Source organism: Flavobacterium sp. LC2016-01 (assembly GCF_009711135.1).
Lineage (GTDB): Bacteria > Bacteroidota > Bacteroidia > Flavobacteriales > Flavobacteriaceae > Flavobacterium.
On record NZ_WMIC01000010.1, the window covers coordinates 187,054 to 214,041 of the forward strand.

25 protein-coding genes are annotated in these 26,988 nt (G+C 35.1%); 20 read left to right on the forward strand and 5 right to left on the reverse strand.

The window, feature by feature from the left end; all coding sequences use genetic code 11:
* Positions 1-11: 11 nt before the first annotated feature.
* Positions 12-650, reverse strand: a complete 639-nt coding sequence (locus GKZ88_RS19260; RefSeq protein ID WP_155103943.1) for a Crp/Fnr family transcriptional regulator — start codon at positions 648-650, stop codon at positions 12-14.
* Between the two features lie 159 nt (positions 651-809).
* Between GKZ88_RS19260 and GKZ88_RS19265 the strand changes: the two genes are divergently transcribed.
* From GKZ88_RS19265 to adhP, 3 genes are all read left to right on the forward strand, one after another.
* Positions 810-1,286: a peroxiredoxin gene (locus GKZ88_RS19265; RefSeq protein WP_155103944.1), complete on the forward strand. Its 477-nt coding sequence runs from the start codon at positions 810-812 to the stop codon at positions 1,284-1,286.
* 219 nt (positions 1,287-1,505) lie between these two features.
* Positions 1,506-1,958, forward strand: a complete 453-nt coding sequence (locus tag GKZ88_RS19270; protein WP_155103945.1) for a GNAT family N-acetyltransferase — start codon at positions 1,506-1,508, stop codon at positions 1,956-1,958.
* A 255-nt stretch (positions 1,959-2,213) separates the two neighbouring features.
* A complete protein-coding gene (adhP, locus tag GKZ88_RS19275) occupies positions 2,214-3,254 on the forward strand; it encodes an alcohol dehydrogenase AdhP (protein ID WP_155103946.1) in 1,041 nt (346 codons plus the stop codon).
* A 108-nt stretch (positions 3,255-3,362) separates the two neighbouring features.
* Here adhP and GKZ88_RS19280 read toward each other — a convergent pair whose 3' ends face one another.
* From GKZ88_RS19280 to fdhD, 4 genes are all read right to left on the reverse strand, one after another.
* Entirely contained in the window at positions 3,363-4,151 is a 789-nt protein-coding gene (locus GKZ88_RS19280) for a type 1 glutamine amidotransferase domain-containing protein (protein ID WP_155103947.1), read from the reverse strand.
* A gap of 233 nt (positions 4,152-4,384) precedes the next feature.
* On the reverse strand, positions 4,385-5,302 hold the full coding sequence (locus tag GKZ88_RS19285) for a bestrophin family ion channel (RefSeq protein WP_155103948.1): 918 nt from the start codon (positions 5,300-5,302) through the stop codon (positions 4,385-4,387).
* Positions 5,303-5,367: 65 nt separating this feature from the next.
* Positions 5,368-7,737 (reverse strand): FdhF/YdeP family oxidoreductase, encoded by a 2,370-nt coding sequence (locus GKZ88_RS19290; protein WP_155103949.1) that lies wholly within the window; start codon positions 7,735-7,737, stop codon positions 5,368-5,370.
* A gap of 131 nt (positions 7,738-7,868) precedes the next feature.
* Positions 7,869-8,750: a formate dehydrogenase accessory sulfurtransferase FdhD gene (gene fdhD, locus GKZ88_RS19295; protein WP_155103950.1), complete on the reverse strand. Its 882-nt coding sequence runs from the start codon at positions 8,748-8,750 to the stop codon at positions 7,869-7,871.
* A 211-nt stretch (positions 8,751-8,961) separates the two neighbouring features.
* On the opposite strand from fdhD, the gene GKZ88_RS19300 reads away from it, so the two are divergent.
* From GKZ88_RS19300 to GKZ88_RS19380, 17 genes are all read left to right on the forward strand, one after another.
* Positions 8,962-10,530, forward strand: coding sequence for a Na+/H+ antiporter (locus GKZ88_RS19300; RefSeq protein WP_155103951.1), 1,569 nt, complete (start codon positions 8,962-8,964; stop codon positions 10,528-10,530).
* Positions 10,531-10,885: 355 nt separating this feature from the next.
* Positions 10,886-11,281: a heme-binding protein gene (locus tag GKZ88_RS19305; RefSeq protein WP_155103952.1), complete on the forward strand. Its 396-nt coding sequence runs from the start codon at positions 10,886-10,888 to the stop codon at positions 11,279-11,281.
* 62 nt (positions 11,282-11,343) lie between these two features.
* A complete protein-coding gene (locus GKZ88_RS19310) occupies positions 11,344-12,405 on the forward strand; it encodes an NADH:flavin oxidoreductase/NADH oxidase (protein ID WP_155103953.1) in 1,062 nt (353 codons plus the stop codon).
* A 148-nt stretch (positions 12,406-12,553) separates the two neighbouring features.
* Positions 12,554-13,144 carry a Crp/Fnr family transcriptional regulator gene (locus GKZ88_RS19315; RefSeq protein WP_155103954.1) on the forward strand — a complete coding sequence of 197 codons (591 nt, stop codon included), beginning with the start codon at positions 12,554-12,556 and terminating at the stop codon, positions 13,142-13,144.
* Positions 13,145-13,302: 158 nt separating this feature from the next.
* A complete protein-coding gene (locus tag GKZ88_RS19320) occupies positions 13,303-14,118 on the forward strand; it encodes an alpha/beta hydrolase (RefSeq protein ID WP_155103955.1) in 816 nt (271 codons plus the stop codon).
* A 316-nt stretch (positions 14,119-14,434) separates the two neighbouring features.
* Positions 14,435-14,725, forward strand: coding sequence for a putative quinol monooxygenase (locus GKZ88_RS19325; RefSeq protein ID WP_155103956.1), 291 nt, complete (start codon positions 14,435-14,437; stop codon positions 14,723-14,725).
* 38 nt (positions 14,726-14,763) lie between these two features.
* Entirely contained in the window at positions 14,764-15,432 is a 669-nt protein-coding gene (locus GKZ88_RS19330) for a type 1 glutamine amidotransferase domain-containing protein (RefSeq protein ID WP_155103957.1), read from the forward strand.
* A 141-nt stretch (positions 15,433-15,573) separates the two neighbouring features.
* Positions 15,574-16,935 (forward strand): NAD-dependent succinate-semialdehyde dehydrogenase, encoded by a 1,362-nt coding sequence (locus GKZ88_RS19335; protein WP_155103958.1) that lies wholly within the window; start codon positions 15,574-15,576, stop codon positions 16,933-16,935.
* Positions 16,936-16,957: 22 nt separating this feature from the next.
* Positions 16,958-17,371: a DUF2721 domain-containing protein gene (locus GKZ88_RS19340; protein WP_155103959.1), complete on the forward strand. Its 414-nt coding sequence runs from the start codon at positions 16,958-16,960 to the stop codon at positions 17,369-17,371.
* Between the two features lie 66 nt (positions 17,372-17,437).
* A complete protein-coding gene (locus GKZ88_RS19345; RefSeq protein ID WP_155103960.1) occupies positions 17,438-18,181 on the forward strand; it encodes an SDR family oxidoreductase in 744 nt (247 codons plus the stop codon).
* 91 nt (positions 18,182-18,272) lie between these two features.
* Positions 18,273-19,046 carry a DUF2490 domain-containing protein gene (locus tag GKZ88_RS19350; RefSeq protein ID WP_155103961.1) on the forward strand — a complete coding sequence of 258 codons (774 nt, stop codon included), beginning with the start codon at positions 18,273-18,275 and terminating at the stop codon, positions 19,044-19,046.
* Positions 19,047-19,247: 201 nt separating this feature from the next.
* Positions 19,248-19,781 (forward strand): peroxiredoxin, encoded by a 534-nt coding sequence (locus tag GKZ88_RS19355; protein ID WP_155103962.1) that lies wholly within the window; start codon positions 19,248-19,250, stop codon positions 19,779-19,781.
* 196 nt (positions 19,782-19,977) lie between these two features.
* The gene (locus GKZ88_RS19360) at positions 19,978-20,439 is read left to right on the forward strand and encodes a redoxin domain-containing protein (RefSeq protein ID WP_155103963.1); all 462 of its coding nucleotides are present in this window, start codon (positions 19,978-19,980) and stop codon (positions 20,437-20,439) included.
* 26 nt (positions 20,440-20,465) lie between these two features.
* The gene (locus GKZ88_RS19365; protein ID WP_155103964.1) at positions 20,466-20,999 is read left to right on the forward strand and encodes a DsbA family protein; all 534 of its coding nucleotides are present in this window, start codon (positions 20,466-20,468) and stop codon (positions 20,997-20,999) included.
* Positions 21,000-21,356: 357 nt separating this feature from the next.
* Positions 21,357-22,007 carry an NAD(P)H-binding protein gene (locus tag GKZ88_RS19370; RefSeq protein WP_155103965.1) on the forward strand — a complete coding sequence of 217 codons (651 nt, stop codon included), beginning with the start codon at positions 21,357-21,359 and terminating at the stop codon, positions 22,005-22,007.
* Positions 22,008-22,245: 238 nt separating this feature from the next.
* Entirely contained in the window at positions 22,246-25,938 is a 3,693-nt protein-coding gene (locus GKZ88_RS19375; RefSeq protein ID WP_155103966.1) for a hypothetical protein, read from the forward strand.
* Positions 25,939-26,232: 294 nt separating this feature from the next.
* Positions 26,233-26,745, forward strand: coding sequence for an XdhC family protein (locus GKZ88_RS19380; RefSeq protein WP_155103967.1), 513 nt, complete (start codon positions 26,233-26,235; stop codon positions 26,743-26,745).
* Positions 26,746-26,988 lie beyond the last annotated feature (243 nt).

Sequence of the window (26,988 nt, forward strand, 5' to 3'; positions counted from 1 at the left end):
AAAAATTCCGATCAGATATTTTTTCTGATTCGGCTCAACGATTGAGGCGCTACATCAAGGTAAGAGGCGATGTAATAATTGTTGAACATATTAAGTAAATACGGTTCATCTTTTAGAAACTTTTTATAACGTTCTGTGGCAGAAAGTGTCAGCAATGTAGCAACACGATCATAAATCATAATAAAAGCTCTTTCGTTTATGATTCGGATCCATCGTTCAAATAGTATAGAATTGTCGGAAAGAAAGCGAACATGCTCTCTCGAAAAACGAATTGCAGTTACCTCTGATAAGGTCTCGATTGATATTGTTGCCGGTTCACCAGATAAAAAACTTTTATAATCTACAGCAAAAGTATTTTTTACAGAACCTTCAGGTTTGTTGAAATGAAAAAACCAGGTAATAGTTTTACCATTATGATTGGTAAAGTATGAAATGCCTTCACCACTGATTATAAAATGGATGTATCTGCAATCTGAACCTGCATCTAATAACCTGCTTCCTTTTTCATAGGTAACCAGTTCGCAATGTTTGGAAATCATGGTCATCGTTTTTGCATCGAGATCAAAATCTTTAGATACAAATTCAAAGAAAGGAATCGCAAAATGCTGTTCGGCTGGAATTTTTGAGATATCTAAAGTAGGGTGATCCATAATAAAAAAATGAAGGAGATACTTTCGTATTAGTGTACAAAAATAATTAATAATACTATATTTTTTATCTTCTTCCGATGACGAAATTAACCTATGTTAATGTAAATGAGCTTTGTAATTTGGAACTTTGCATCGTTATAATATTTAAAATAAAATTCGATGGAATTAACACATAATAAGAAAGTTACGTTAGAGATTGGTGATCGTATACCAGCCTTTAAATTAAAAAATCAGGATCATGAATTATGGGACAGCAAAGATAACACATTGGGATATCTCAGTATTGTTTATTTTTATCCAAAAGATGAAAGCGGTATCTGTACAAAAGAAGCGTGTGCTTTTAGAGACAGTTTTACAGCTTTTACAGATGCAGGGGCACAGGTAGTTGGAATTAATTCCGGCAGTGTTGAAAGCCACAAGAAATTTGCTCTTAAGAATAATTTGCCCTTTACCCTTTTAAGTGACAGTGGAGATAAAGTACTTAAACAATTTGGAGTGAAAAGCGCTTTATTTGCAAGTGGCCGTGAGACTTTTATTTTTGATAAAGAAGGAATTCTGATCTATAAATTCAGGAATTTTTTCAAAGGCGATATTCACGTTGAAAAAGCGCTGAGTTTTTTAAGCACGAGAAAATAATTTATTGTTAGAAGATAAATTTTATTAGAAATTAAAAAGCGTTTGAATTGTAATCTTACAACTCAAACGCTTTTTTTATTGAATTTTATTACCACAGATCATTTTTTTTGAAAACGAAATTAAAGAATTTTGAAGGCTTGACTAAATAAAAACAGTTTGAGCGAATGTAAAGAAACCGCTCAAACAGAAAAAGTAAATATTTTATTCCACATACAAAAAATGAAAATAATCAAATTAAAAGGATCTGATAATATCGAGAAAATAGTAGCTATTTTTGATCAGTATATGATGTTTTATAAGTTGCCTTCATCTACCGAAAAGTACAAGAAATTTTTATCGGATAGACTGGAAAATCAGGATGCTATTATATTTCTGGCGGTTGACGAACACGAAAAGCCAATTGGTTTTGTTTTGAATTATCCTTCTTATTCAACACTTTCACTGGGAAAAATTCTTGTTCTAAATGATCTGTTTGTTCTTCTCGAAGAAAGGAAAAAAGGAATTGCACAAGCTTTAATAAATGCTGTTTTTGAATTTGCAAAGCAAGAAGATATTATTAGAATCGATTTATGTACAGAAAAGAGCAATGAAAATGCCCAAAAGCTTTATGAGAAGTTAGGATTCAAAAAAGCCTTTCAGTACGATTACTATAGTTATGATCTGAAAAAATAGAAAATACAGACATTAATAAGTTTCATAAAAAAGACAGTTTTGATTTTACTGTCTTTTTTTATTTCCCTTTACTCCAAATTAAAATCTTTATTAATCATAAGTTTTAGTAAGATAATAGCAGAAATAGAATTCTTAGCTATATCTAAATTCGTAGTATTCAATATAGTTTCTGATTTATATAATTCTATTGTGTTTTACTGAGCACAATTATTTTATATCAGATAATAAACAGTATAAACTTTAAAAATGAATATTATGATACCAAAAACTATGAAAGCGGCAGTTGTTAGAGAATTTGGCAAACTCCTCACAATTGAAGAAATTCCCGTTAAGGAACCTAAAGGAAATGAAGTTTTAGTAAAAGTTGTTGCGTGCGGAGTTTGTCACAGTGATGTTCATGCTGCACACGGTGAATGGCCGGTGAAACCTCATATGCCATTAGTAATGGGGCACGAAGGAATTGGTTATGTTGCTAAATTAGGGCCTTCAGTTACTAGTTTAAAAGTGGGTGATATTGTAGGCGTGCCTTGGCTGAACAGAGCCTGCGGACATTGTGATTATTGTTCTTCAGGAGCGGAACCTTTATGCGGTGATCAGGATAACAGCGGTTACAGTGTTGATGGCAGTTATGCAGAATATGTAATTGCCGATGCCAATTATGTTGGACGTTTTCCTGACAGCGGATTTGATTTTTACGAAATGGCTCCGATATTATGTGCAGGCGTAACAGTTTACAAAGGCATAAAATCATCTAATTTAAAACCGAGCAATTGGGTCGCAATTTCAGGTATTGGAGGACTGGGACATCTTGGTGTTCAATATGCAAAAGCTATGGGATATAAAGTGGCTGCAATTGATATATCTGATGAAAAACTTGCATTTGCAAAAGAATTAGGAGCAGATTTATTAGTCAATGCTTCAAAAAATGATCCGGGAGAATTTCTGCAAAAAGAAGTAGGAGGTGTACACGCCATAGTAATTACCGCGGTATCGCATTCCGCTTTTGAAAATGTTCACAAAGCAATTAGACGCGGAGGCACCATTACATTGCTGGGAATTCCCGATGGCGATATCAAAGTACCCATTTTTGATTCTGTTTTATGCGAATATACCGTGCGCGGATCCTTAATCGGTAATAGAGAAGATTTGCAAGAATCTATTGATTTGGCTATTCAGGGAAAAGTGAAAACATTTGTAACTAAAAGCAAACTCGAAGATATTAATGATGTTCTTGATCGCCTTGAACATGGAAAAATAAAAGGCCGCGTTGTATTGGATATATCAACTCCGGTTTAATTTTTGCAATTAAAAAATTGCGCAGTAAAAATACATTAACAGCATAAAAAAAGCCCCTCTTTAAGAAGGGCTTTTTTATTGTCTACCAAACTGTTGTAAATACTTGTTTTAGTTTGTTTTTGAAGAATCCAAAATAGCAATCATTTTTTCAGCAACACCTTTGGCTGATGCAGGGTTTTGTCCTGTAACCAGATTACCATCTGCAATACTGTTAGCAGACCAAGGCGCAGCAGCGTGAAATTTGGCTCCTTGTTTAACAAGCGCAGTCTGCAAGTCAAAAGGCACATCTGCTCTAGCGTAATTGTCTTCTTCTAATGTTGTAAAAGAGGCAATATTTTTTCCGTTAATAAGATATTTTCCATTGCTAAGTTTTACATTTAATAAAGATACCGGACCGTGACAAACTGCGCCAACAACAGCATTTCTTTCGTAGGTCTGAACAATAGTTTTTTTAAGAAGTGCATTCTCCGGCATATCCACCATTGGTGCAAGTCCGCCTGGAACAAAAATAGCATCATAAGCACTTACATCTACAGTTGAAAGTTTAACAGCCTTTTGCATATCTGTCCATCCTTTGCCAGTCAAGAAAGCAAGATTATCAGGATCGCTCGCTAAATTTAGTGCATCCAAATAAGGAGTGTCGCCCGTTAAGCTCGCAAAGTCAATTTGATAATTTGCTCTGTTGAATTCAGCATAAGGATGTGCTACTTCTGGTAAAAAAGTTCCCGTTCTTCTATTGTTTGGGCCAATTGTATTCGCATTCGAAACAATAATTAATATTTTTTTTGTCACGTTTTGTACCGCTGTTTTTTGTTTTGCCGGTACTGTTTCATTTTTATTTTGCCCGTATGAAACTGAGAATAAAAATGCAGCAGTTAAAATCAGAAAATTTTTCATTGTATTATTTTTTATAATTAGTAATTATTTACAAGGCAAAATTATGTCTGATATAAGCGCTAGAAATTGATCTATGGTAAAAAATGAAGATGGTGAAATTTTAATGAATTATTTTAGAAAATCATTTAGGAAATTAATGCCTTAAGAAGTGGCAAACAGATTTTTTCCTTATATGGATTTTGTAATTATGATTTGAAAAGAAAATAAGATTGGTTGAATTACATTATTTATTTTTAATCAATAATGCTTCTTCCTGTTTCGGGTTTTGGGTCTTTGCTAATTCCACCCAATTCGAATATTGTGCTTTCGATCATTTCAGAAAGACTGTTCAAAGCCAAATCATTTGGTTCGACTCCAAACGGATCTTCGATTTCATCTGCAATTGCTTCAAAAGCGACAAAAGTGTAAGCGACGAAAGTAACAATAAACGGAGTAAGCCACTGTAGACTATCCACTAATCCAAAGGGCAATAAGAAACAGTAAACGTAGACGGTTCGATGAAGTAAAATACGATACGTATAGGGAAACGGTGTCGATGAAATTCTTTCACAGCCTCCAACTATGTCCGTCAGCGCATCAATGTTTTCATCAAATCTTGCTTGTTGAATAGAGTCAATCAGATTTTCATTTCTGGCTTTCTGAATCCATTCACCTAATAATTTTGTAATTACAATAGGTTTGTATTTTGCGTTTGCTGTAATTTCATATTGTTTATCATTAAGAAATCGCTGCAAATCATGTCCTGCATCAGTATTTCTTAATTGATGTTTTAAAGCGTACACAAAAGCACTAAGCAGCAAAATAAGTTCGGTTTTAAATGAGTGGTCTGCAGCAGAATTGGTTAAAGTCAGAGCTTGTCGGGCTAATGATCTGGTGTGATTTAATAAAGCTCCCCAAAGCTTTCGGCCTTCCCAAAAACGGTCATAGCTGACATTGTTGCGAAATCCGAGAAACAAGGCCAATACGAACCCAAATAAGGCTAAAGGCGCTGGATTAAGAGGAATTTTAAAGTCGAAAACATTTCCATTAAAATAAACAATAATACAAGACAAAATAAACAATAGAATAAGGCGCGGAAGCAATTGCGGCAATACAGATCCCTGCCATACAAAAAGCATTTTAAACCAATGTTCTTTCTCTTTTATTATCATACTAATTTTGATTATGCTCTAAAAAATAGACAGCGGAAATATTTACAAAAATAGCAGACAGAGCGTTACAATTGATTTATTCTCTCATAAATTTTTGGGTCATGTTTCTTAATCTTAATTTTTACATATTTTGAAGCCGGCATATTACTGTCTTTTACAACATTATTTATCGAGACAAGAACATTGGTTTCAGGGAAATACGTTACGGCATTTTTTTTAGGTATTTCATAAGAAACAATAATAAATAAAGGAGCAATACGCTCAATATTATCATCATAGTTAAATAAATCTACTTTATCTCCGCTACTAAATCCTGCCTGTTCAATATCCGTTTTATTCATAAATATTACGCGACGTTCGTTCTTAATACCGCGATAACGATCGTCGAGACCATAAATTGTAGTATTGAACTGATCGTGTGTACGGGTTGTCGCCATTAAATATTCATCTTCGCCAAGAGTGTTATCAGGAATTTCAGTTAGAGTAAATGGGGCTCTGTCTCCAAATTGATCAGTTATAAAATTTCCTTCCCTTGCAGCGTTGGGCAGATAAAAACCGCCTTTATCTCTGGCTCTTACATTATAATTATCAAAACCTGGAATACATTGTTCAATATCATCGCGAACAGCATCATAGCTGTCGTGATAACGCTGCCAGTTAATTACGGATTTATCTCCTAAAGTCGCCATCGCCATTCGGCAAACAATCTGTGTTTCATTAATAAGATTATCCGATACGGGTTTTAGTATTCCTTTAGATGACTGTACAACTCCCATTGAGTTTTCGGTTGTTATAAATTGCGCTTCACCATTCACCATATCAATATCACTTCGGGATAATGTTGGCAAAATAATAGCTTCCTTCCCATGAATTAAATGACTGCGGTTCAGTTTTGTAGAAACCGATACTGTTAAATTCAGTTTTCTCAATGCACTAGCGGTATAGGCAGTATCTGGAGTAGCCGATAAAAAATTACCTCCCATACTAAAAAGTAGTTTTACGTTATCTTCATGCATGGCTTTAATGGCGCGCACAACATCATAGCCGTGTTTACGCGGTGTCTTAAATCCATAAAATTCCTGAAGCCGATCAAGCTGTTCCTCAGTAGGTTTTTCATTAATCATCATTGTTCTGTTTCCCTGAACATTACTGTGACCACGAACAGGGCAGACGCCTGCGCCGGGTATTCCAATACTTCCCTTAAGCAACAGAATATTTAGTATTTCTCTGATTACGTCTACACCATTTGGCTGTTGGGTAAGTCCCATTCCCCAGCAAACAATAATTCGTTTTTTAAAAGCAATCATTTCCGCAGCAATAGTAAGAGCTTCTATGGAAATGCCTGAAAGTTCACAAAGTTCGTCAAGATCGTATTTTTCAAACTGTTTAAGAAAGGCGTCATATCCAACTGTTTTTTCTCTGATAAAATCATGATCAAAAACTTTTTCGGGGTTTTGCTTTTCAAGTTCAATTAATAAAATTTCGATAGCTTTTAAAAGAGCCATATCGCCATTAATTTTTACTGGGAGAAATAAATCAGCAAGTTTAACTGCGCTTCTAATTACGCCATTTATCTCCTGCGGATTTCGAAATCCCATTAAACCTGCTTCTGGTAAAGGATTGATGGCAATAATTTTTGCGCCATTTTTTTTGCCTCTTGAAAGCGCGCTCATCATTCTAGGAGAATTAGTACCTGGGTTTTGACCTATTATAATAATAACATCCGTATCATAAAAATCATCTAATCTCACTGTTCCTTTTCCAATTCCAATTGTTGGACTCAATGCTGTACCAGATGTTTCGTGGCACATATTGGAACAATCGGGCATATTATTGGTTCCGTATTCTTTGGCAAAAAGCTGGTACAGAAAGGATGTTTCATTACTTGTTCTTCCTGAGGTATAAAACGCTGCCTGATCTGGAGAATCCAATGCATTTAGATGCCCGGCTATCTTTTTAAAAGCATTATCCCAGCTTATAGGTTCGTAGTGTGTGCCATTCTTCGGAAGATACATCGGTTCGGTAAGTCTTCCCATTTTTCCGATATGATAATCATCCAGCTTTGCAAGATCGTACACCGAATTCTTTTTAAAGAATTCTGCAGTAATTTTTTTTGAAGTTGCTTCTTCAGCAAGCGCTTTAGCTCCATTTTCACAGTATTCACCAATATGCGAGCGTTCATCATCAGGATCGGGCCATGCACAGCTCGGACAGTCAAAACCACCAACCTGATTCATTTTAAACAAGGCTTTTGTACCGCGAATAATCGTTTTTTCCTCTATGATGTCGCTAAACGCGGCCATCACAGCAGGAACACCCGCTGCCCAATTTTCAACTTTGGTAAGTTTAAGGTGTAAAAGCGTATAAGGGTTTTCAGCGTTAGGCAATTTATTAGTTTCAGATCCGCCACTTTTTTTTGAGTTATCTTCTTTCATGACTTATAGATTTTATTGCTGTTTAATGTTTTAAATGCATATGAAATTGTTAGTAAAGATTAATCTTAAAAGGGGTATCCTATCTTAATTACATATAAGCATTCTTAATATAATCTCATTTTTATTTGAAGTTAATTTTTATTAGAAATGGGGATTAAAACATGATTTCCAGAATTATAAATATTGAATCTGCCATCTTTAAGAAAACCAAGCAGTGTAATATTAAATTCTCTAGCCAGTTCTACAGCAAGGCTTGACGGCGCACCAATGGCCGCGACAATTGAAATACCTGCCATAGCAGCTTTTTGAATTAACTCAAAACTAGCTCTTCCACTTAAGACTAAAATATATTGATCTAAAGGCAAGAGGTTTTTTGCCAAAGCGCTGCCAATCAATTTATCTAAGGCATTATGTCTTCCAACATCTTCCCTTAAAAGAAGTAAGTCTCCTTCAATAGAAAAAAGGCCGGAGGCATGAATACCGCCTGTGGATGCAAAACTGGTTTGAGCCAGCATTAACTTTTTTGGAAGCTGGTAAAGAACTTGTGGAAAAACTGTTATTTCAGCTTTGTTTATGTGATTAAAAGAAGAGGTCGTTTTAATGGACTCAATGGAACTTTTTCCGCATACCCCGCAACTGGAAGTAGTATAGAAGTTTCTGTCAGTATGCATTAAAACAGGAATTAAATCGTCTTTTAAATCAGCCTGAACAATATTCTTTTTCTGCATTTGGCAATCTTTTTCAATGTGATAGATTTTTACCAAATCCTGATAAGAAGAAATAATGCCTTCTGTAAACAAAAAACCGACTGCAAGGTCAAAATCATCACCGGGCGTACGCATGGTAACAGAAATATTTTTCTGCGTTTTTTCTATCTGCGAGCCATATCTTAACCTTATTTCGAGAGGTTCTTCAACAGAAAGTATATCGGAGCAGAATGAACTTTCAAATCCGTTTACCTTTTGAAGGCTTATATTTTTGATGGAAACTAATTCCGAATCGTTCATTTTCATATTAGATTCCTTAAAAGTTACTAGGTAAATTTAGGAAAATCGAGAGTATAAAGAATGTGATTTTTTGGTAAAAACTTATAGTTATTCAATAAGACTTATGTTATTTGAATCATTATTAATAAATTTGAATAAGTAGCTATTAAGTTGTTGATTGTGAGTTGTTTTTATGCTAATGGCTGTTTGAACTTTAATATAAATATGATACTATTTTATGATAGAAGATTTCTCATTTTATTTAGCTTTAGTGGTCCTGATTGTTTTTTTGATTATGCTTAGCAATAAAATCAAATTAGCATATCCTATATTGTTGGTAATTGCAGGACTAATTATAAGTTTTATACCTGGAGTTCCTGTTTTAAAAATTGAACCGGAACTTATTTTTATAATTTTTCTTCCGCCTTTGCTCTATGATGCAGCATGGTTCAATTCATGGAAGGAGTTGTGGCATTGGCGCAGAATAATTGGAAGTTTTGCTTTTGTAGTAGTTTTTCTAACGGCAGTTTCCGTTGCTTTTGTAGCTAATTTTTTTATTCCTGGTTTTACTCTTGCACTAGGCTTTTTGCTTGGCGGTATTGTGTCGCCGCCAGATGCAGTAAGTGCAGGGGCAATTTTAAAATTTGTAAAAGTTCCCAAACGAGTTTCCTCTATTCTTGAAGGAGAGAGTCTTCTAAATGATGCTTCCTCACTAATTATTTTTCGTTTTGCCCTCATTTCTGTCGTTACAGGACAATTTATTTGGTATGAGGCAGCACTAAGTTTTATTTGGATGGTTATTGGAGGTGTAGGTATAGGCATGTTGATTGGTGTTATTTTTTGTAAAACCCAAAAATTTTTTCCAACAGATGCGAATATGGATATTATCCTAAGTTTAGTAACGCCCTATATAATTTATATAACAGCAGAGGAATTTCATGCTTCAGGAATATTGGCTGTTGTAAGCGGCAGTCTTTATTTATCCTATAACAGACATCATTTTTTGAGCAGTTCATCGCGTTTAAGAGCAGAGACTGTTTGGCAAAGTTTTATATTTCTGCTTAACGGACTTGTGTTTTTATTAATTGGTCTGGACCTGCCAGAAATTACGTCAGGATTAAAACAAGAAGGAATCAGTTTTTATGATGCCACTTTATTTGCTTTGTTAATTACCTTAGTACTTATGTTTGGCAGAATGTTAGTGGCGTATGGTGCTGTAATAGTGACCAAAATTGCCAGTTTATTTATTACTGTTGCTGATAAGAATCCGGGCAATAGACTTCCTTTTGTGCTTGGATGGGCAGGAATGCGGGGTGTGGTTTCTTTGGCTGCCGCTTTGTCAATTCCTGTTACGCTCGACGGCAGCCCTTTTCCTCATCGAAATTTGATTCTTTATATCACCTTCATTGTGATTTTAGCCACATTAGTTTTACAGGGAACAACGCTTCCTTTTGTTATAAAAAAAGTTAGAATTCCTAGTTTTCATGATCATCTGCCAAAAGCCGAAACAGAAAAATTATTAAGAAAAGAATTAGCGAAAGTTTCTTTAGAATACTTAAAATTAAATGGAAAGGAATCAGAATACAGCATACATCTGCAAAAATGGGTTAGAGAATGGGAATTTGATATTGATTCTAAAGATAAATCGATTCCGCCTGATGATTTTACGCTTTATAAAAATATCCTTGAAGAGCAGCGACAAATTCTTTTGAAAATAAATAGAAGCAGAGAACTTGTTGATGAAGAAATAATCAGGAGATTTCTACACAAAATCGATTTGGAAGAAGAAAACCTTAAGCAGGATTAATTAATTTTATTTACTTCTTACAGAGATAAAACCTCTTAATCTCTGCTGTCTTGCAGTAATTTAAGACATATATTCTAAATCTTAATTTATTATAACTTTTAGTGATATTATCACAGAAACAAATTCTACCACAGTATCTAAATTTGTTTACTCCCAAATGAAAATGGTTTAATTGTTTATAATTGCCTTCAGTAGATAGTGTTTGCAATTATGAGCGGTTTAAGTTGCCCATAACTGTAACAAACAGTTGTGTGATAGCTCTAGAAAGTTAATTACAGGGTTTTAAGCCTGTAAGAGGGTTTGCTTTGAAATCAGCCACGAGGATTAGATTAAATAGTAACGATAAATTTTAAAAATGGATATTTCAAGCAAACAGGCCTTTACAGTACTGGAAAAAGCAGTAAGTAAAGCAACAGAGATGAATGTTCCTGTTAATATAGCTGTGCTCGATACGGCAGGATTTCTCAAATATTTTATAAGAATGGATAATGCCTATTTGGGATCTATTGATATCGCTTTGGGAAAAGCAAAAACAGCAATGCTCTTTAGAAAACCGAGCCATGAGTTAGGAGATGCTTTTTTGAGTCCCGAATCCCGAAGCTACGGAATGGAGAATACAAATGGAGGACTCGTAGGATTCAAAGGAGGAGTTCCTGTTCGAAAAGGGGATGAGATAATTGCCTATATAGGTGTTTCAGGAGGAAGTTCTGAAGAAGATCTGGAAATCGCTACTGCAGGAAGTCTTCTTTAAATGAATGTAAAAAGACATTTTGTGATTAAGTGAAACAAAATAATCAACTAAATTAAGTACTGATGACAAAGCTATTTAGTCCTTTGACAATAAAAGGTATAACATTAAAAAACAGAATTGTCGTTTCACCAATGTGTCAGTATTCTTCTGTTGATGGATTTGCTAATGATTGGCATTTTGTACACTTGGGGAGCAGGGCTGTGGGAGGAGCCGCTCTGATATTGACAGAAGCTACAGCTGTTTCGCCTGAAGGTCGTATTTCATTGCATGATCTGGGAATATGGAAAGATGAGCATATAGAAAAGCTGTTACAGATTACTAGTTTCCTTAGACAACAAGGAAGCGTAACAGGAATTCAGCTGGCACATTCAGGAAGAAAAGGCAGTACTATGGCACCTTGGGAAGGGCACAGTGCAGTGAGTACAGACAATGGAGGCTGGCATCCATTTGCTCCTTCTGCGATAGCCTATTCCGAGAATTATCCCATGCCTCTTGAACTGGATAAGGACGGAATCAGAAAGGTGATAGAAGACTTCAAATCGGCTGCAAGCAGGGCATTAAAAGCAGGTTTTCAAGTTATAGAAATTCATGCCGGACATGGATATTTGCTGCATCAGTTTCTGTCTCCCTTAACAAATCAGCGAACCGATAATTATGGAGGAAGTTTAAATAACAGGATGCGATTAGTACTTGAAATTTTGGAAGCGATTCAGAAAACGGTATCCCCTGAAGTTCCGATATTTGTTAGAATTCCCGGTACTGACTGGGTTGAAGGTGGCTGGACTTCTGAAGATTCTATGGCACTTTCAGCGGCACTTAAAGATCATGGCGCTGATGTAGTAGATGTTACGACAGCCGGATTAAGTCACGATCAAAAAATTCCTGTTGGACCTGCTTATCAAATGCCTTTTGCTTCTAAAATAAAGAAAACTACAGGTATACTAACAGCTACTGTAGGATTGATAACAAATGCTGTTCAGGCCGAATCTATTTTAGTTAATGAAGATGCAGATTTGATATTTATGGCCAGGGAATTTTTAAGAGACCCTTATTTTCCTTTGACAGCAGCAGGTGAATTAAACGTAAAGATTGATGGACCTATTCAGTACGCGCGAGCCAGATAATTTTATTAAATTGTTTGATTCACAAAATAGCAATATTTAGTTATAGTATTATTCCAAATCTTATCGTATGTCAATTTTTATTTGATAAAGAGTTTAGACATTTGACGGTTAACTTTATGTAATTTAAAGAAGTAAAGGAAAGTCTGCCATGAAAAAATGTACTGTACAAGATATTTTTAAAGGAGTTGAATTTACTCCCGCAGAAATTAAAATTGTTGAAAGTAAGTTTGAAGAGCTTTTTCCTAAAAAAGGAGATATTCTCTTGAGACCAGATCATTTTGTATACGATCAGTATTTTGTTTTTGATGGCTGTTTAAGGTCTTATTTTATTAGTCAGACTGGTAAAGAATACACATTGCAGTTTGCTGTTAATGATTGGTGGATTAGTGATTATACCGCTTTTTTTACTGGAGAAAAATCGATTTTTTATGTTGATTGTATTGCTGATGCTGTCATTTATAAGATATCAAAAGAAAGCATGGAATTACTTTATAAGGAAGTTCCACAAATAGAAAGCTTTTTTAGGATTAAGATGGAACGTTTTTTTGGCAGTTACCAAAAAAGAATTTTATCTGAATTAGAACTTACTGCAGAAGAAAAGTATCTAAAGTTTATAAAAAATTATCCTGAGATTGAAAAGTACATAAGAAAATATCATATGGCTTCCTATCTCGGTATTACAACAGAAAGCCTCAGCAGAGTCAGAAATGATTTAGAGAAAAAAAATAGTATCCCGTAAAAAATCTATAACATTTTGTAAACTCATTTTGTGCAGTGGTTTTCCATTATGCATTAATTTTTTGTTGCAATATTCTTGAAAAGATTACTATCAATATTGACAGTATCCAATTGTCATAAGCTATCAAAAAATAAAGTCTAATATTAAATTATATCATTATGAAAAAGAGTATTTTTTTCCGAAGAATTTTAGTTGCTGTATTATTGCTTTCTGCGGCGGCGATAACTATTTCCTTTAATACAGTACAGAAAAAATCAACGCATGAAACTTCTAACGCACCAAAACCCACAATTGTATTGGTTCACGGCGCATTTGCAGACGGATCGTCTTGGAGCAAGGTTATTCCGCTTTTGCAAAAGCAGGGCTATACGGTTGTAGCAGTACAAAACCCGCTTACTTCGCTGCAAGATGATGTCGCAGCTGTAAAAAGGGTATTTGCAGAAATAGAGGGCCCTATTGTTCTGGTCGGACATTCTTGGGCCGGAGTAGTTATTACTGAGGCAGGAAACGATGATAAAGTCAAAGCTCTCGTATACATTGCAGCTTATGCGGTAGATGTAAATGAAAGCGCGCTTAGCCTTACTAAAGATGCATATGAAGTTAAAAAATATCCACCGGCGCCTGCTCTTGATAATAGGCTTATCAGTGATGGATATATTCGTCTTCGCGAAGAAGCTGTAGTCGAACATTTTGCTCAAGACCTTCCAAAAGCTGAAGCTAAGGTCGTTGCCGCTGTACAAGGGCGTTTTCACTCAAGCTGTCTTACTGCTACGGTTTCGAATCCTGCCTGGAAGTCAAAACCTAGTTTTTATGCTATTTCGGATAATGATCAGGTTATATCGCCTTTAATGGAAAGAGATATGGCAAAAAAGATTGGAGCAGAAACTTTTCATCTAAAAGCAAGCCACGTATCTATGCTTTCGCAGCCTGAAGAGGTGACTAAGATTATTGTGAAAGCGGCACAAAAAATATAAAGCAGCACATTTATAATCTTCGTTACTTTTCTTAATTCTTTACTTTCTTTTTTAATTAAGAGCAAATTATTAAAAATGAATACTGAAATGTATTCAAATTCAGATTTTCTTCCTCCAAATTTTTCTCCTACTCGTTTATTACCATAGGTCAATTTTTGCGCTCCAGCATGTACGTAATTTTGTGTCTGTAAGTTGTTGTTATTTATACAGATGAATGCTTTATGTACTTGTTTGTCAGTTTGATGTAACAATGAAGTAACAGATTTGAATTTATAAAGGAATGAGAATATTTTAAAAATAATAATACGTACAAAACATGGAAAAAGAAGTTATCGTAAAATGGAAAATTAAGGAATCTGAGACCGCTGAGATTCTTAAATTATTGCCTGAATTGGCTGAAAAAACTAAAAAAGAAGAAGGGAATATTTATTATGCCATTTATCAGTCGGAGGATAATCCAAATGAACTGATACTTCATGAACGTTACGTTGATCAGCAGGCACAGGAAATACACAGAAATTCTAAACATTACCAATCAATTGTCGTAGATCAGATAGCGCCTTATTTGGAGGAACGTACGGTTTATGTTGTAAAAAAATTGATTTAACTGAAAAACATAGTAATAAATATAAAAATTTTAAGATCATGAAAAAAGTTTTAATTATTTCGTCAAATACCAATACAATTGGGCCAAACCATAGAAGAACAGGTAATTTTTTACCAGAAGTGGCGCATCCTTATGCCGAATTCGCAAGAGCAGGTTATCATATTGATTTTGCCAGTCTGACAGGAGAAAGTCCATTTCTTGATAATCTTGAATCTTCTGCAGATCCTGATAATCTAGGTTTTTTAACAGGTAAAGGCTGGGCAGATATGCAAAAAGGAGTTAAGCTTTCTACTGTGGATGTAAGTACTTATGACGCCATTTTTATTCCTGGAGGTCTTGCACCGCTGGCGGATATGGCTGAAGACCCACTTATTAAAAAAGTTGTCAAAGAAACGTACGAGCGTGGTGCTGTTGTGGGGGCAGTATGTCATGGACCGGTATCATTACTGAATGTGAAGCTGAGCAATGGGAAATATCTTGTAGATGGAAAAAATATTTCTTCATTTACGACTTTAGAAGAAGAGAATTACGCAAAAGCAGATGTGCCTTTTGATTTACAAACAGCACTTACTAAACAAGGAGCTATATATCATACCGTAGATCCTTGGCAGCCATTCAGTATTACTGACGGTAACTTGGTTACTGGTCAGAATCCTGCATCAGGCAAAGGAGTAGGCGAGAAAATCGTAGCGCTTTTAGGAGCCTGATCTGCTTTATCGAATCTGGGCTATTTTTTAAAAATATAACTGTACTAAAAAGAAATTTTTCCGCCTAAAAATGCCAAGCAATTTCAAGATAGCCTGATTCCTTTGCTTCAAATTTTATTGTTTAACCAATAATTATGTATTATGATAAAGTCAGTAAATCCATATACTCAACAAGAAGTATTTGAAATTGAAGAATTGAGCTCAGGTCAGGTTGAAAAGGTGATTGAAAAAGCAGATACCGCATTCCTTTCTTGGAGAGAGGTTTCGTTTAAGGAAAGAAGCAGATTAATGCTGGATGCCGCCAAAGAACTCAGAAAAAATAAGCAGGAATATGCCGAAACAATTACCAAAGAAATGGGCAAGCCTATAACACTATCACTTGATGAGATAGAAAAGTGTGCATGGCTTTGTGAGTACTATGCAGAAAATGCAGAAAAGCAGCTGGCAGACCGAAAGGTAGTTACAGAAGCCTTTGATAGTTATGTAACCCATGAACCTTTGGGTGTAGTATTAGCAGTAATGCCTTGGAATTACCCGCTATGGCAGGTTTTCAGATTCGCAGTTCCTCTTCTTATGGCAGGTAATGTCGGAATTTTAAAACATGCCAGCAATGTGATTGAATGTGCTGAGAATATCCAAAAAATATTTTGGCGCGCAGGTTTTCCTGAAGGATGTTTTACCAATCTTGCCATAAGAAGCGGGGAAGTAGAAAAGATTTTAAGGAATAAAAAAGTGAAAGCAGTTGCCTTGACAGGAAGCAACGGAGCTGGAAGTGCAGTAGCCGCTATTGCCGGATCTGAAATCAAGAGAAGTGTGATGGAGTTGGGAGGAAGCAATGCATTAGTAGTCTTAGAAGATGCAGATATTGATAAGACTGTTAAAACATGCGTTCTTTCCCGTTTTCAAAATACAGGACAAAGCTGTATCGCAGGAAAACGCCTTCTTGTACATAGTGCTGTTGCGGAGGAATTTACTCAAAAATTTGTAGCTGCAGTTAAAGCATTAAAAAGTGGTGATCCGATGGATAAAGATACCTACATCGGTACAATGGCCAGAGAAGATCTTGCCCAGGAACTTGAAGCATCGGTACAGAATTCTGTTAAGCAAGGTGCAAAAATTCTGACAGGTGGTAAAAGAAATGCGGCTTATTTAGAACCGACAGTGTTAGGAAATGTAACTCCGGAAATGTCGGTTTTCACAGATGAAACTTTCGGCCCAGTTATAGGAATCACTCTTTTTGATACTGAAGAGCAGGCGGTTGCATTAGCCAATGACAGCATCTACGGATTGGGAGCATCTATTTTTACCGAAGATCTTCAAAGGGCAAGACGCTTGATACCAAAATTTGATGACGGTTCTGTATTTATAAATGAAAGAGTCAAAAGTGATCCAAGACTCCCTTTTGGCGGGGTTAAATCTTCAGGTTATGGCCGTGAACTTTCTTATGAAGGAATACAGGAATTTGTTAATGTGAAAACGGTCTATATAAACAAATACGAATAAGTGATCATTAAAAAAGCTTATCATGGAAATCTCTATCAATACTCCATCCATACTTTTCCCTGCTTTTAGTCTGCTCATGCTGGTTTACACCAACCGATTTTACGCAGTAGGGGCCCTAGTGCGGGAATTAATTGTACAGCAGGAAAAAAATGAAACAGATCATTATCTATATGATCAAATTAAAAATTTAAAGACAAGGCTGCGTCTGATTAAAAATATGCAGGAATGGACAGTTGCTGGTTATTTGTTTACTGTGGCTTCGATTTATTTGATTTATATAGGGCAGCCAATTTATGGCGAATATGCATTTGCTTTAGCGGTTATAACATTTTCGATTTCGCTGATTTTGCTATTGGTTGAGGTTCATTACAGTACTGGCGCACTACACATTGTTCTGACCAATTTTGAACTTCAAAAAGAATCAGATAAGAAATGATTTTTAACAACAAAAGTAAAAGCTATGAATATCATGCAAATGATTTTATAATTTAAAAACATCAAAATGGATAAAAATATTAAAAATAAAGTAATAGTAATAACAGGAGCAAGTAGTGGCTTAGGAGAAGCTACTGCGAGGCATCTTGCAGAAAAAGGCGCAAAAGTTGTTTTAGGCGCCAGGCGTACAGAACATTTGGAACGTATCGTAAAAGATATTAAGTCGGCTGGTGGCGAAGCCGTTTATTGGGCGACAGATGTAACTAAAAAAGAAGATGTTCAGGCTCTTGTTCATAAAGGAGTAAGCACTTACGGCAGAATAGATGTCATTATCAATAATGCAGGAATAATGCCTATTGCTCCGATGTTCGATGTAAGAACGGACGAGTGGGACAATATGATCGATATCAATATTAAGGGAGTACTCTATGGTATTGCGGCGGCGCTGCCAATTTTTCAAAAACAGAAATCGGGGCATATTATTAATTTAGGATCGGTTGCAGGAATTAAAGTTTTTAGTCCTGGAGGCACGGTTTACAGCGGAACAAAATATGCGGTCAGAGCAATAAGTGAAGGTTTGCGACATGAAGTTGGAAGTATTATTCGTGTTACAACTATTGAGCCTGGGGCTATTGATTCTGAGCTGAAGAATAGTACAAAACACCAAGAAAGTTCTGTTGGCGTGAATGAGTTTTACAAATTAGCAATTCCGCCTTCTTCAGTGGCAAGAGCCATCACCTTTGCTATAGAACAGCCTGATGATGTTGATATCAATGAAATTGTAATTCGACCAACAATACAGGATTTTTAATTTTAGGATTCTATAAGGTTTGTCAATTATTTGAATCATTTAAGTTTTAGAAGAATAAGCACATATTTTTAAATTCTTGACAAAATAAATTATGAGAGCGCAGTCATTTACTATCGTTTTACAAACAAGAGTAAAGATTGTTTTGCTCTCTTTTTTATTCGTTGTTGCGTACACAGACGCCCAGGAGAAGCAAGTTATTGAACAGAATCAACAATGGTTTGAATATTCTGCCCAGTTAAAAACGGGCAGTAAGTCTTTGATTCTCGTAGATTCCGGTTATCGCTGGATGGATAATTATATTACGGGCAATGTTTATTATATCAGAGCAGGGTTCGAATATAAATTAAGTGATAATGTATCTATACATGCTGGCTTTGCGCATATCGGTTATTTCTATGATAATGAAAAGCTTAGTCGTATTGAACATCGGCCCTATCAGGAAATGTCGATACAAAATAAGTTTTGGAATATCGGAGTTTATCAGAGATTAAGGGTAGAAGAAAGATTTTTTGAACCTTTAACATCAGACCAAGTTGGTTCCGTTAACTGGTTTAATTGGCGTTTTCGATACATGATTATGTTTGATATCCCATTATTTAAATTTTCCAAAAAAAATCCAGATATTAGGATGTCACTGGGTATAGGAGATGAAATTATGATTAATGCCGGTAAGAACATTATACACAATCAATTTGATCAGAATAGATTTCTTATAAGTCCCACTTTTTATTTCAGTAAAAAATTAAATGTTTCCTTAATCTGGTCAAATCAGTATTTATCTACTTTCACTCCAAACCGTTTTATTCACGGACAAGTATTTTGGCTGCTGATTCGTCAAAAATTTGACCTTCAAAAATCGCCTTAGTTTTTATATTTTTTTTAATGAATGGAGAAAAAGGCTACAATTGTAGCCTTTTTTGTTGCTGTAGAATGCATCGTTGATAGGTTAAGAAGTAATATTATTGACTAGAACTTCTGGAAATATTGTTTCTAAGGTTTTATTTTTTTCTCTTTTATTTTTACATCATTGAAAAATGAAATTTTATCTAAAAATTATCCTATGTGAATGGAATTGATATTTATTCTAAAGATTTTTACATGGTTTAAAAACAAGATAAAAGTTATGAAATTAAACCAGAAAAAATTTGAAGGTTTGAAGATAGGGGATCGAATTCCTTTATTTACTTTAAAAGATCAGAACGGAGCACTTTGGAAAAGCAATGAAAGAACTCTGGGAAAAATCACTGTAATTTATTTTTATCCTGTTAATGGAGGGAATACATCCAAAGCACAAGCGCGTGCCTTTAGTGAAATTTTCACCACCTTTTCTCTGGCAGGTATACAGATAGTAGGTGTTAATTCAGCCAATGTTGCCAGTCATAAAAAATTTGCAGAAAAAAATAATCTGCCTTTTAAGATTTTGAGTGATACCGGCAATATAGTAAGTATGCAGTTTGGTGTTAAAAAAGGGATATTTATAAGAGGCAGGGAAACTTTTATATTTGACCGATCTGGAGTTCTGATTTATAAATTCAGAAACCTATTCAATGGTGAAGAACATGTCGAGAGAACACTGGATTTTTTAGCTGTCCAAGTTTAGCTTTTGTAATTGTAACACCTAATTCGAATTTTAGAAATAAAGATTCCTCTAAAGTTGTATGACTTCACGGCATATTTAATTTTTATAAGTAAATGGCGGTTTAATATATCGATGGGCTTTTTTAAAGCAGCTAAATTAGAAGTATTAAATTTTAAATAATTATGCTGCTGTAAGGCAGTCAAAAAAGCTATTTATCATGTTAAATATTGGAATGGAAGCCCCTGAATTTTCACTGCCCGTTACACCTGACCAAAACATCAGTTTAAGTGAGCTTAGAGGCAAAAAAGTAATTCTTGCCTTTTATCCGGCAGATTGGAGTCCTGTGTGCGGTGATCAGATGTCTCTTTATAACGAAACTCTTAAATATTTTAAAGAGCATAATGCCGAGCTTTTAGGTATATCGGTTGATGGTAAATGGTGTCATTTGGCTTACAGCAGGGATAGAAATTTTCATTTCCCACTGCTTTCCGACTTTGAGCCTAAAGGTGCTGTTTCAGAGCTCTATGGAGTTTATGACAAGGATTTAGGAGAATGCCAAAGATCGCTTTACGTATTGGATGAAAAAGGAATCATCCGCTGGAACTACAAGTCTCCAATAGGAGTCAATCCGGGTGCAGACGGTATTTTGAATGCACTTGAAGAATTGGATAAAAATTGAATATAATAATTTTAAAAAAAAATCCTATGTCTTTAATTTCACCTATAGGAAAAAGAGATCACATACAAGGTAATGAGAATGCTCTTATCGAACTTGTTGAATATGGAGATTATCAGTGTCCTTATTGCCGTCAAGCCTATCATGTTATAAAAAAACTTCAGATGGATTATGGAGAGCAGCTCAAATTTATATTCAGAAATTTTCCCCTGACGAACATTCATCGCTTTGCCAGACTTGCAGCCATAGCTGGGGAGGCAGCAGCCAGACAGAATAAATATTGGCAAATGCATGATGCTTTGTATGAAACCGATGAGGAACTGGAACTTGAAAACATTCTTGAAATGGGTGAAAAGTTGGGGTTGAATATTGAAAAATTTCTTGAAGATTTTACTGAAATTACGCAAGACAGCACTTCAAAAGTAGAAGCAGATATGTATGGAGGTGTGCGAAGCGGGGTTGCAGGAACTCCCACATTTTTTATCAATGGTGAAAAATTCAATGGAAACTGGCAGAATTCTGAGTTATGGTCGGTATTTGATCGAATCATTCAAAAAGGCTAAAAACACAATAATATACCGGATTTAAAATCTTTAAAAATTATAATTAAAAGGAATTTATTCCTATCATTTTGTTTTTGCCTTATGCTAATTTTGAAATAAATAGATCACACTAGAAGGGACCATTATGAAAAGATCAGATAAAGATATTATTCACTTACTCTTGATACTTCTTCTAATTCCTTTTATGATGATACTGCTGCATATTTTTTCTTAGAAAATGAAGATTAAAAAGTAGAAGATAGCCTTAATTCTTCCGCAAAAGAAGCAGATTCAAAGATCTGACATATCGATAAATTCGAAAGAATTTCAAATATTATTTTTTGATGCAAGTAACTCTAAATAATTCGAAAAAAAACTATGAAAGCAGTGATTATTGGAGCAACGGGTTCAACAGGAGGATTTTTGGTTGATGAACTTTTGGCCGACAAAGATTATTCAAAAGTTACCGTTTTTGTACGAAGCTCAACAGGAAAACAACATGACAAGCTTGCAGAACATATTATAGATTTTTCAAGTATCGAAAGCTACAAAAAGCTAATAGTAGGTGATGTTATTTTTTCGTGTTTGGGAACAACTCTAAAAGATGCAGGCTCGAAAAAAAATCAGTGGAAAATTGATTATGATATTCCTGTGACGTTTGCAAGATTAGCCAGAGAAAACGGCATTTTTTCTTTTGTACTGCTATCCTCTTTTAATGCTTCTGTTGACAGTAGTATTTTTTACTCCACAATGAAGGGAGAAATAGAAGAAAGTATTTCAGAAATGGATTATGAACAGTTTATTATTTTCAAGCCGGGATTACTTCTAAGAGATGGTTCGAGTCGTTTGGGCGAAAAAATTATAGTTGGCACACTGAAGCTGTTTAATTCAATCGGTCTATTGGAAAGATATAGTCCTATGCCGACATCGCTTCTTGCCGAGAAATTAGCAAAGGCACCAAAAGTATTGCCTACAGGTACTTCTGTTATCAAACTCGATCGCATATTTGATTTTGCCAAAAACACTTGAAATGATGGTATTTGTTTTTAAATGTCACTAATTCTGGAACATAAATTAGCGAGATATAATAAAAACTAAAATATTTTTTGCTTAAATTGTTGATTTATATGCTTTTGTATAAATGGTATATGGATTGCTTACTGGGTTATTATAGAACTGTTTTTTTCGGAACTATTAAATCTTTTAGACAAAGATTTTAGACAGGTCTGGAATGTCCAGTTTATCTTTTTCATTAAAACAGAATATCATGAAAAAAATATTTATTTTATATCTGGGTGCAGGACTGTTTTTTACAGCTTGTGCAACATTTAATAACCAGTCAAGAGATGTAAGTTCCCAAGAGGTCAAAAAAAAACTGAACCAGTCCATTTATCTGACAGGAGGTTATGGAGTGAGAGGTAAAGACAGCAATTATCTGCAGCAGTTCCAAACTATACTTAAGGAGGCGCCCGAAAATTCAGCTCTTTTATTATTGGGAGATAATATTTCAGAACAAAAAAAAGACAGCCTCATTGACAAGGAGTCAATAGAGCAGCAATTAGCAGCAGCTGGAAACTTTAAAGGCAAAACATATTTCATTCCAGGTGATTTTGAATGGAAATACAAAGACAGCCGAAAAACAGCCTTTACTCAGGAAATTTTAAAAGATGCAGGTAATAAATCTTTTCAGCAACAGCCTAAGAATGGCAATCCGCTAATTAGTGTTACAGTCAATAAAGATCTTGAAATTATATTTATAGATTCACAATGGTATATTTCTGACTGGGATGACGTCAAATATATCAATGAAAATTCACCAGATATAAAAACCAGAAGACGTTTTTTGGAAGAACTGGAAAGTATGATCCGAGATGCTGCTTTTAAAAATGTCATCATTGTAATGCATCATCCTATTTTCAGTAATGGAAAACATGGAGGAAAATACAGTTTTAATGATTATCTGCATCCTTTACCGATACTAGGTTTTGGAGATAAAGCCGTAAGGAAATTGGGTGGCAGCAGTCCGAAGGATCTGAGTTACAATAGATACAGAGAACTGGCCAGTTTTGTATCAGCTCTGGCAAAATTATCAAATAATATTACGATTGTATCAGGACATGAGGCTGGACTACAGTATTTGGAAGGCGGCGGTATTCATCAGATTATAAGCGGTTCACTTTCCAAAAGCGAAGCATCAAAATTATCAAAGGAAATCATAACTGCACCAGGCGGAAAACTGAGTTACGAGGGGATTTTCAGTTCGAGTGTTAATGGATATGCCAAGCTTAATTATTATGAAGATGGCTCCTCTGATGTTGAATTTCATGCTTTTGAAAATGATAAACTGTTATATCGTCATCAAGTAAATAACGCTTTGCCAGTTATCGAAAAAAAGGCTGTTACCACTAAATCTGAATCTGATTTTCCCGCTGTTTCAAAAGCGCAGATACTTACAGATGAGGAAACTTCAAAATCAGGGTTTTACAGATTGCTTTGGGGAGAACATTATAGAAAATATTACTCCAGCCCAATTACAGCAAAAACAGCTTTGCTGGATACTTTATATGGAGGTGTGACTATTTTAAAAGAAGGCGGGGGCCATCAATCGCAATCTTTAAGATTAGAAAATAGAGATGGACGTCAATATGTTATGAGATCATTGCGAAAAGATGCACTTAAATTTCTCCGATTCAAATTAAAAGGAATTGCTTTTGATCAAAATGCTTATGATAACACTTCTGCTGAAGATATGGTTTCTGATTTTTTTACTACTTCACATCCTTATGCACAGCTTGCAGTTAGTGATATTGCCGAAGCCGCTTCAATTAATCATTCGGACACCAAACTTTATTATTTTCCAAAACAGTCAAAATTTGGAGATTTGAATGACCAATATGGAGATGGTTTATATTTTATTGAAGAACGACCTTCTAAGGGACAAAAGGATTTTAAAGGATATCAGCATTCATCATCGGAGACTAAAGGGCCAATTACGGATTTTGCTGGTACAACTGAAGTATTAGAAAAACTCCGTGACAGTGATAAATACAGCATTGACAAGCGCCAGTATATCCGTTCAAGAATTTTTGATATGCTTTTGGGAGATTGGGATCGTCATGAAGATCAATGGAGATGGGCATTGCATGAAACTGGAAATCAAGAAGGAGTTTATGTACCAATACCCCGCGATCGTGATGCCGCATTTTCCAAATTTGACGGAGCGGCTCTGACTGTGATAAAACACGCTGTTCCCGAAACTCGTTTCTGGCAAACGTATGATGATGATTTAGCTAGCGTAAAATGGTTCAATTCTGAAGCCTATAATCTCGATAAAATTTTTGTTTCACAGTATGATGAAAATATCTGGAAAGAGGAAGCGTTATCCATTCAAAAAAGCATTACTGATGCTGTAATTGACAATGCTTTTTCAAAATTACCTTCAGAAATGGAGGATCAGTCTTTGGAAAACATCAAAATTAAATTTAAAAACAGGCTTAAAAATATCGATAAAATTGCTGAAAAGTATGCTGGTCAGATCAACAAAAAAGTAATTATTTATGGAACGGACAATAAAGATATATTTCACATAAAAAGACAGCCACAAGGAAGTACTGTTATCGAGATCTTCACCGAAGAAAACAGCACGGTGCCGTATTATGCTGTAAATCTTAATTCCAATCAGTCCTGTGAAGCCTGGATTTACGGATTAAACGGAGATGATGTTTTTATTACAGAAGGCGAGGGCGACAATGAAATACTGATACGGATGATCGGGGGATACGGAACAGATCGCTATACGTTACACAACAGTAAAAAAACACGTGTTTATGATTACAATTATGAACAGAATATAATTGATGCAGAGAAACCTTCCCAAAAACAGTTTTCATCATTGTACGAAACGAATAACCTGCATTTCAGATATTTTCTTCCCAGCAGCAATATTCTGCTTCCTGCAGTTGGTTTTGCTACAGATGACGGTGTGTTTCTGGGTATAAAAGATAAGTATACCTATAATGGGTTTAATGGAAATCCGCACAAGCAGCAGCATGAGATTTTTGCAAATTATTATTTTACCTATCAGTCTGCTGAGGCAGGATACAGCGGTACTTTTTTTAATATTTTTCCGCATGTTAATCTGTTGGCAGAAGCTTACTTTTCAGGAGCGAGATTTTCGAATAATTTCTTTGGTTTTGGGAATGAAACGCTAAATAATGATGATGCACTGGGAAAAGATTACAATCGTGCCAGAACCAGACAGACCAATCTCAATTTAGGTCTGCAATACCGTAAGCTTAAAGTTAAGGCGCTGTATGAAGGTTATGAAGTAGAAGAAATGGATGACCGATATTTTAATACGTCCAATATGGATCCGGCTGTTTTTGAACATCAGAATTATGTTGGTGCAGAGGCATCACTGCTTTATAAGAATCGAAATGCAGAGGATTTTTCTACCCAAGGCTTATATGCAGAAACCAAGGCAGGCTGGAAGTTTAATACCGATAATCAGGATAATAATTTTGGATATGCATTGGCCAAAGTAGGACTGGAAGACAAGCTAACCAAATCTGGAAGACTTGTGTTTCAGACCCTTGTTGAAGGGCGTACCATTTTTGGCGACAATTATTATTTCTACCATGCTTCTTCTTTAGGAGGAAATCACGGATTACGAGGATACCGCAATGAACGTTTCAGCGGCAAGAGCAGTTTATACGACAGTTCAAATCTTAAATTAAAAATTGCAAGTTTTAAAACGGGCATACTGCCAATTGATTTTGGTATTTATGGAGGATTTGATGTTGGTCGTGTATGGATCAAAGATGATCCTTCCCAAAAATGGCACACGTCACAGGGAGGAGGCATCTGGATAGGAGGATTGAGTTCGCTAAGTTTTCAGGCCGCGTATTTCAATTCTGAGGAAGGAAATATTGTTTTTATAGGATTCAATTTCAGCTATTAAGAAGTTTTTTTAGAATAATAAATTAAATAATTTATGGACATCTTGTTATTTGGAATTGCAGGAGATATAGTTAGAAAGTCTATTCTAAAATTGGACTTTAGACAAGAGATCTCTGTATTGGAATTAAAGAAAAAAAAGGATTGAATTTTACCCTGATTTTCAAAATTTAACGTCAATAAGAATTGCAGTTAATAATTCTTATGCAGAGAAAGAACAACTTGTAAATTTTACAGATTAAATAGCCTTAATACCACCTGTAAGCGAAGGGAAAAGATTTTTAAATGATATAAAACTATGCTAGATGAATTATTAAAATTAAAAGAAGCTTATAGGAGCTCTCAAGCGAAAGGAATTAAAGCGGTAATGGCTACAGTTGTTGCTGTGGAAGGTTCTTCTTATAGACAGCCTGGGCTTAGAATGCTGGTATTTGAAGATGCTACTATTGCAGGAGCAGTAAACCAAGGTCCTGTTGAAGATGAAATTTTAAGGCAATGTCAGTCCGTTCTTTTATCAGACAAAGCTAAAATTATGGTTTATGAGGGGCGTTACAGACAGGGAAGTGACGGTCTTCTGTACATACTTCTGGAACCTTTTTTACCAGATGATTGTGCATGGAATACTTTTGAGGCAGCGACAAGAGGTAGACTTCCACTTCAAATAGAATCTTTTTATAAAAAAATAGCAGGCACCCGGCCCGGTTTAGGTTCTCTTTTTCACATAGGAGATCAGAGCTTTGGATTTTCAAGTACTGAATTAGATAAGTCGCTAACTTCTTATACGCAATTGCTAAAGCCTGTTTTTGTATAATTATTTCATAGTGAATGATTTAATATTAGGAATTTATAATAAAAAAGACGTTTTCGAAATATATTAAGATTCAATTTTTGACGAATTTTACATGTGGAGCAGCAGTTTTTATTATTGTGATATTCCGGCAGTACTTCATGTTTCTAATTTAAGGATAATCGTTTTTCTAAAATAATAGTAATAATAAAATATAGGTATTATGTCAATAAAAAATATACTTCCAGGGAAGCTAGGCTTCGGTTC

Excerpts from the sequence above, each read along its gene's own strand:
- GKZ88_RS19260 (WP_155103943.1), bottom strand. The coding sequence starts at position 650 with ATGGATCACCCTACTTTAGATATCTCAAAAATTCCAGCCGAACAGCAT.
- GKZ88_RS19265 (WP_155103944.1), top strand. The coding sequence starts at position 810 with ATGGAATTAACACATAATAAGAAAGTTACGTTAGAGATTGGTGATCGT.
- GKZ88_RS19270 (WP_155103945.1), top strand. The coding sequence starts at position 1,506 with ATGAAAATAATCAAATTAAAAGGATCTGATAATATCGAGAAAATAGTA.
- adhP (WP_155103946.1), top strand. The coding sequence starts at position 2,214 with ATGATACCAAAAACTATGAAAGCGGCAGTTGTTAGAGAATTTGGCAAA.
- GKZ88_RS19280 (WP_155103947.1), bottom strand. The coding sequence starts at position 4,151 with ATGAAAAATTTTCTGATTTTAACTGCTGCATTTTTATTCTCAGTTTCA.
- GKZ88_RS19285 (WP_155103948.1), bottom strand. The coding sequence starts at position 5,302 with ATGATAATAAAAGAGAAAGAACATTGGTTTAAAATGCTTTTTGTATGG.
- GKZ88_RS19290 (WP_155103949.1), bottom strand. The coding sequence starts at position 7,737 with ATGAAAGAAGATAACTCAAAAAAAAGTGGCGGATCTGAAACTAATAAA.
- fdhD (WP_155103950.1), bottom strand. The coding sequence starts at position 8,750 with ATGAAAATGAACGATTCGGAATTAGTTTCCATCAAAAATATAAGCCTT.
- GKZ88_RS19300 (WP_155103951.1), top strand. The coding sequence starts at position 8,962 with ATGATAGAAGATTTCTCATTTTATTTAGCTTTAGTGGTCCTGATTGTT.
- GKZ88_RS19305 (WP_155103952.1), top strand. The coding sequence starts at position 10,886 with ATGGATATTTCAAGCAAACAGGCCTTTACAGTACTGGAAAAAGCAGTA.
- GKZ88_RS19310 (WP_155103953.1), top strand. The coding sequence starts at position 11,344 with ATGACAAAGCTATTTAGTCCTTTGACAATAAAAGGTATAACATTAAAA.
- GKZ88_RS19315 (WP_155103954.1), top strand. The coding sequence starts at position 12,554 with ATGAAAAAATGTACTGTACAAGATATTTTTAAAGGAGTTGAATTTACT.
- GKZ88_RS19320 (WP_155103955.1), top strand. The coding sequence starts at position 13,303 with ATGAAAAAGAGTATTTTTTTCCGAAGAATTTTAGTTGCTGTATTATTG.
- GKZ88_RS19325 (WP_155103956.1), top strand. The coding sequence starts at position 14,435 with ATGGAAAAAGAAGTTATCGTAAAATGGAAAATTAAGGAATCTGAGACC.
- GKZ88_RS19330 (WP_155103957.1), top strand. The coding sequence starts at position 14,764 with ATGAAAAAAGTTTTAATTATTTCGTCAAATACCAATACAATTGGGCCA.
- GKZ88_RS19335 (WP_155103958.1), top strand. The coding sequence starts at position 15,574 with ATGATAAAGTCAGTAAATCCATATACTCAACAAGAAGTATTTGAAATT.
- GKZ88_RS19340 (WP_155103959.1), top strand. The coding sequence starts at position 16,958 with ATGGAAATCTCTATCAATACTCCATCCATACTTTTCCCTGCTTTTAGT.
- GKZ88_RS19345 (WP_155103960.1), top strand. The coding sequence starts at position 17,438 with ATGGATAAAAATATTAAAAATAAAGTAATAGTAATAACAGGAGCAAGT.
- GKZ88_RS19350 (WP_155103961.1), top strand. The coding sequence starts at position 18,273 with ATGAGAGCGCAGTCATTTACTATCGTTTTACAAACAAGAGTAAAGATT.
- GKZ88_RS19355 (WP_155103962.1), top strand. The coding sequence starts at position 19,248 with ATGGAATTGATATTTATTCTAAAGATTTTTACATGGTTTAAAAACAAG.
- GKZ88_RS19360 (WP_155103963.1), top strand. The coding sequence starts at position 19,978 with ATGTTAAATATTGGAATGGAAGCCCCTGAATTTTCACTGCCCGTTACA.
- GKZ88_RS19365 (WP_155103964.1), top strand. The coding sequence starts at position 20,466 with ATGTCTTTAATTTCACCTATAGGAAAAAGAGATCACATACAAGGTAAT.
- GKZ88_RS19370 (WP_155103965.1), top strand. The coding sequence starts at position 21,357 with ATGAAAGCAGTGATTATTGGAGCAACGGGTTCAACAGGAGGATTTTTG.
- GKZ88_RS19375 (WP_155103966.1), top strand. The coding sequence starts at position 22,246 with ATGAAAAAAATATTTATTTTATATCTGGGTGCAGGACTGTTTTTTACA.
- GKZ88_RS19380 (WP_155103967.1), top strand. The coding sequence starts at position 26,233 with ATGCTAGATGAATTATTAAAATTAAAAGAAGCTTATAGGAGCTCTCAA.